This window comes from Natronospira sp. (assembly GCF_007134575.1).
GTDB lineage: Bacteria > Pseudomonadota > Gammaproteobacteria > Natronospirales > Natronospiraceae > Natronospira > Natronospira elongata.
Genome location: NZ_SLKM01000226.1, coordinates 1 through 5,147, shown reverse-complemented (window position 1 = coordinate 5,147; position 5,147 = coordinate 1). Strand labels below are relative to the sequence as shown.

Below are 5,147 nucleotides of genomic sequence, written 5' to 3'. Positions count from 1 at the left end.
TTGGCACCAAAGAAATTATTCTGGTGTGGGTAGACGATGTGCGGAATAAAAGTAAATCTGCCCAAATGCAAGAACTTAACCAGACAAATCTGAATATTAAAAAAGAAAAAATAGAAAAAATGGGCTTTGAGGTAAATATCGAAACACCGCGGGGAATCCCGGCAGCAGAAATAAATCAGATTGCCAAGGCCAAATATGCAGAACTGATTGTTATTGCTTCCAGGGGCAAAAATCTTATTCGTGATTTTTTTATCGGCAGCACCACTGCGGCTTTAATTCGCAGTTCTAACACACCGGTCCTGGTTGAGCGGGTAAAGGTTTTATCTCAGGGTGAGCAACTGATATGTGACGTAGAAGACCAGATTTTTTCCAGGATCATGCTGGCGACGGACTTTTCTCCACGGGCTAAAGGGGCAGAGAATATTGCCAAAGAGCTCTCCACCTTGGCAGAAACAATTGGATTGGTTTCTATCATAGATGAAGGCAGCACTCCCGAAGAGCTTCAACAAAAAAGAGAAGCAGCTTTTGCATACCTGGAAAACATAAGGACCACATGCCAGGATAAGTGTCCAAATATTGACGTTTTCTTAGAAGAAGGCGTGGCTTCCAAGCAAATACTAAGTTTAGCCCAGAGTTTCGGGGCCAGCCTGATTGTTATGGGAACCCGGGGCAAAGGACAGCAGGGCAAAATTCTGTTAGGCAGCACTGCTGAAACTGTAGCCCGAAGGGCCTCTTGTGCAGTCTTACTTGTGCCATAATATTCGCATTAATTTAGAGCAAAAAAACCACGACGTAAGGGGGGATAATACGAATGCAGGATTTTTTTATCCGTTTCAGAACATTCGCGGTCTTAGGGCTATCCAGGAAACCCAAATCATTCAGTCGCAAAGTGTATGCATTTCTTAAAGATGAAGGCTTTATCTTATATCCCGTTAATCCCCATATGGAAAAAATAGATGACCAGGAAGCTTTCAAGGATATTTCCTCTTTACCCCCGGTGGAAGCTGCTATCTTTTTCACGAATCCCCGGGTAACAGAAAAACTACTACCCCTATGCAAAGAAAAAGGCATTCTGAACGTATGGTTTCAGCTGGGATCGGCTGATGCCAACGTACTAAAACTAGCCCATGAACTGGGCTTACATTTTAAAACTTCCTGTGTTTTTTTACACCGGCCCCGAGCAGGCTTCCCCCATAATGTGCACCGATTTGTTGTAAAAAAACTTGGTCTCGATCATTAATAATATTCTGGAGGTAAAAACTATGAAATTTGAATGTACCATTTGTGGTTATATTTACGATCCTTCCACCGGAGATCCTGACAATCATATTCCTGTTGGCACAAAATTTGAAGAACTGCCCGGGGACTGGGTTTGTCCTGTATGCGGTGCAGATAAATCCGTTTTTGAAAAGATACAATAAACCAAGACCAAAGGAGGAGGTTATGATGACTGCTCTTACCGAAAATGTTAAATGGGTGGGAAAAGTTGACTGGGAACTAAAATTTTTCCATGGCCAGGAATATTCAACCCACCGAGGATCTTCCTATAATTCCTACCTGATAAAAGACCAAAAGACCGTACTGATCGATACCGTCTGGAAACCTTTTGCCCGGGAGTTTATAGAAAACCTGAAGCAAGAAATAGAACTGGAGCAAATAGATTATATTATTGCCAATCATGCTGAAAGCGATCACAGTGGGGCCTTAGAATTGCTGATGCAGGAAATACCAGAAACGCCTATCTATTGCACTAAAAACGCCATTCAATCCCTGCAGGGACATTATCATAAAACCTGGAATTTTATCCCTGTAAAAACCGGCGATACCTTAAACTTGGGAAAAAATCAGTTGGTATTCGTTGAAGCCCGTATGCTGCATTGGCCTGACAGCATGTTCACTTATCTGACCGGAGAAAACCTGCTTTTCAGCAATGATGCTTTTGGGCAACATTATGCCAGTGAATTGCTCTACAATGACCTGGTGGATCAGTCTGAATTAGAACAGGAGGCAATAAAATACTATGCCAATATTTTGACTCCTTATAGTGTACTGGTTCAAAAAAAGATTGAGGAAATAAAGGGTTTAAATCTTCCCCTGGATATGATATGTCCGAGTCATGGCATCATCTGGAGAAAAAAACCCTGGCAGATTGTAGAGCAGTACCTTGAATGGGCCCAGGACTACCAGGAAAATCAAATCACTCTGGTTTATGATAGTATGTGGGACGGAACCAAGAAAATGGCAGAAGCCATCATAGAAGGCATAAAAACAGCAGATGATCAGGTAAACGTAAAAATGTACAATCTAGCCCTCTCAGATAAAAGCGATATTATAACCGAAATCTTTAAGTCCAAAGCCTTTTTAATTGGTTCACCGACTATTAACCGGGGTATTCTTTACTCTGTTGCCGGTCTGTTGGAAATGATCAAGGGCTTGGGCTTTAAAAACAAAAAAGCTGCTGCCTTTGGTTGTTACGGCTGGAGTGGAGAAGGAACAAAAATTATAACTGAAGGATTAATGCAGGGTGGCATAACCATATTAGATGAAGGACTACGAGCATTGTGGCATCCCGACCAGGAAACAATCCAAACGTGTAAAGCATACGGCAAGGATCTTGTAGCCAAAATATAAATGCCGGAACAGTCAAGATTTCATGTTCTCCTTGATCCCAGGCAACAACGGTTCTTCTCCTTTTTGATCATGTTGATCATGAATACTCATTTTCATACTGTGCAAATGATATAATCTCATGTAACTAGCTTGCGAAAAAACTTCAATGGAGGTTATAATGGCCCGTATTTCCCTGGATGCTTTTGAAAAAATAATGCAAGAGACCATAGCTACCCTCCCCGAGTCCTTTGACCATAATCTGATAGGAGGCTATCATGTTGAAAAAGACGAGAAATTTGAAGAGGACTATTATATCATGGGGGAATATATTGAAGAACCCTATCTGGGCAGTTTCATTGTCTTATATTATGGTTCCTTCGTTGCTGTTTTAAATGATGCTTCCTACGATGAGTGGGTTAAAGAGATCCGGAATACAATCTGGCATGAACTGCAGCATCATCTGGAATCTCTGGCGGGGAGGGAAGAGCTGGCCCGGCAGGAAGAACAAGAGTACCTGCATAATAAACAGAAAAAAAGCCTGCCCGGACCCACAGAAGTGAATCATAAAACCAATATCCTTATTGCACTGGTGGTTTTTATTCTGCTTTTGATCATCTTCCTACTATAAATCCTGTATAATCAATCTTCACCGATCAGCTGTAATGAAAGCTGGGGCAGGTTTGCTACAAGGAGTGATAAACATGTGCGGACGCTTTACCCTGACTTCTGAGATCGAAGAGGTTGCCCACAGATTCAATGCTTTTCCTCCGGATTTTTCCTATTCCCCCCGCTACAATATAGCGCCATCACAGTTAATACCGGTTGTAATGAAAGATCAACATGATCAAAACCAGATAAGATTAATGAAATGGGGTCTAATCCCTTTTTGGGCAAAAGATGCTTCCATCGGCAACCGCCTCATAAATGCCCGCATAGAAACCCTAACCGAAAAACCCGCTTTTCGAAAAGCCATCCGGCAAAACAGGTGCCTGATACCAGCCGATGGCTTTTACGAATGGTTAAAACTGGATCAAGGTAAGCAGCCTATGCGGATCAGACTGAAAAACCGGAAACTTTTTGCCATGGCGGGTATCTTTGATACCTGGGATGATCCAAAGGGGAAAAGAATAATATCCTGTAGCATCATTACCACGGAAGCCTCGGATTCTATCAGGCATATCCATATCCGAATGCCATTAATTCTTTCCCCGAACCAAGAAGTGGGATGGCTGTCACCTAATTTAAACGGCAAGGATCAAATCAATCAATTTTTATCTGCAATAACACCCCCAGACTTGGAAGCATATCCGGTAACAACTGCCGTTAATTCTCCACGCTATGATAATCCGGAACTGATTAAACCCGCTTAAATTAAAAAACCAACGGGATACCCGAGCTCAGTCTAGTATTTTTTATTATCATCAGCCTGCCCACAAGTAGGCCTTTAGTGAAATTGGTTTGCCAAAGGAGGAGTTATCATGACGATCCATAAAACCAGAGGCATACTATACAGAGTTGCAAAGTATTTGGGAGATATTCAGGCCATAAGCAGTGCCAATCCGGAAAAAGTAGCCAAAAGAGTAGGGCGCAGAATGACCGGAAAAGTGACCGGCAAAGCCATGAGAAAATTATTCAAATAAGTATTTAGAAGAAAATAATCCATTATCGGTCAAATAATTAACAGGGGGAATGGTCTTGGGTAACATAAAATATATTTATGGGCCACTACCTTCCAGGCGTCTTGGCCGTTCCTTGGGCATTAGTCCCATCCCCAGGAAAACGTGTAATTATTCATGTATATATTGCCAGCTGGGAAAGACTATTGACGGTACCCTAAAATAATATCCACCCGATCTTATTGACTACGCGTTTCTTTGGTAAAAAAGAGAAGTCTGACTGGAGAATGCTGATGGAATATATTTCTGCGAAAAAAAACGATAATAATGACCAAGATAATAGAATTTCAATTCCCGGTACCCGCTATTAGAAAGCGTTGGGTATAACGGACTCCCCGGAACTTATGTATCAGGATATATTGAAACCACAGGCGGTTTCGGAAGTGATATAGCTTTTAGGAAAGTGCAGGATCCGCGTTTAGATGAACGAATAGATGCAACCAACCAACCATTTTCTACGGCCGAGATGTTGAAAGAATGTTTGCGAATTGGCGCCAACCCGGTGCAACTTTCAAGGATACAACTAGGAGCTTGGACTTCACCCGACGAAAAAGGATATGGAAGCGGACCTTTATTTGGTGATTAGGTGGTACTTTTCCTTATGGTATCATGATAGATCCACTGACCGGCCAGCGCTTTGTAAATGAACTTAGCGACCGCAAAATTCTGGCCGAGGCAATATTGATACGAAACCGCCCGGTTATTGGTATTGCTGATCGTAGTGGGGTTGAAACTGCCGCTTGGGATTTATCCCGGGCTTTGCGAAAAGGTATAGTAAAAACCTTTGCATCAGTAGAGGAACTGGCACATAATCACAGCACAGAACCTCAATTATTAAAACCGACCTTGACCCGATATAAT

General features: G+C 42.2%; 7 protein-coding genes and 2 pseudogenes. All 9 read left to right on the top strand.

Annotated features, from left to right (window positions below; translation table 11 throughout):
* A partial coding sequence (locus ACJWXQ_RS09025) for a universal stress protein (RefSeq protein ID WP_406672633.1) occupies positions 1-758 on the top strand: 758 nt, incomplete at its 5' end.
* 53 nt (positions 759-811) lie between these two features.
* Complete coding sequence (locus tag ACJWXQ_RS09020; protein WP_406672632.1) at positions 812-1,240, top strand: CoA-binding protein; 429 nt, start codon at positions 812-814, stop codon at positions 1,238-1,240.
* Positions 1,241-1,262: 22 nt separating this feature from the next.
* Positions 1,263-1,421, top strand: coding sequence for a rubredoxin (locus ACJWXQ_RS09015; RefSeq protein ID WP_406672631.1), 159 nt, complete (start codon positions 1,263-1,265; stop codon positions 1,419-1,421).
* Positions 1,422-1,443: 22 nt separating this feature from the next.
* Positions 1,444-2,631 (top strand): anaerobic nitric oxide reductase flavorubredoxin, encoded by a 1,188-nt coding sequence (locus ACJWXQ_RS09010; protein ID WP_406672630.1) that lies wholly within the window; start codon positions 1,444-1,446, stop codon positions 2,629-2,631.
* Positions 2,632-2,788: 157 nt separating this feature from the next.
* Positions 2,789-3,238, top strand: a complete 450-nt coding sequence (locus ACJWXQ_RS09005) for a hypothetical protein (protein WP_406672629.1) — start codon at positions 2,789-2,791, stop codon at positions 3,236-3,238.
* Positions 3,239-3,311: 73 nt separating this feature from the next.
* Positions 3,312-3,980, top strand: a complete 669-nt coding sequence (locus tag ACJWXQ_RS09000; RefSeq protein WP_406672628.1) for an SOS response-associated peptidase — start codon at positions 3,312-3,314, stop codon at positions 3,978-3,980.
* 108 nt (positions 3,981-4,088) lie between these two features.
* Complete coding sequence (locus ACJWXQ_RS08995) at positions 4,089-4,250, top strand: hypothetical protein (protein WP_406672627.1); 162 nt, start codon at positions 4,089-4,091, stop codon at positions 4,248-4,250.
* A 49-nt stretch (positions 4,251-4,299) separates the two neighbouring features.
* A pseudogene (locus tag ACJWXQ_RS08990) lies at positions 4,300-4,431 on the top strand (radical SAM protein); the annotation flags it as partial.
* Positions 4,432-4,895: 464 nt separating this feature from the next.
* Positions 4,896-5,147, top strand: a pseudogene (locus tag ACJWXQ_RS08985) (flavocytochrome c); the annotation flags it as partial.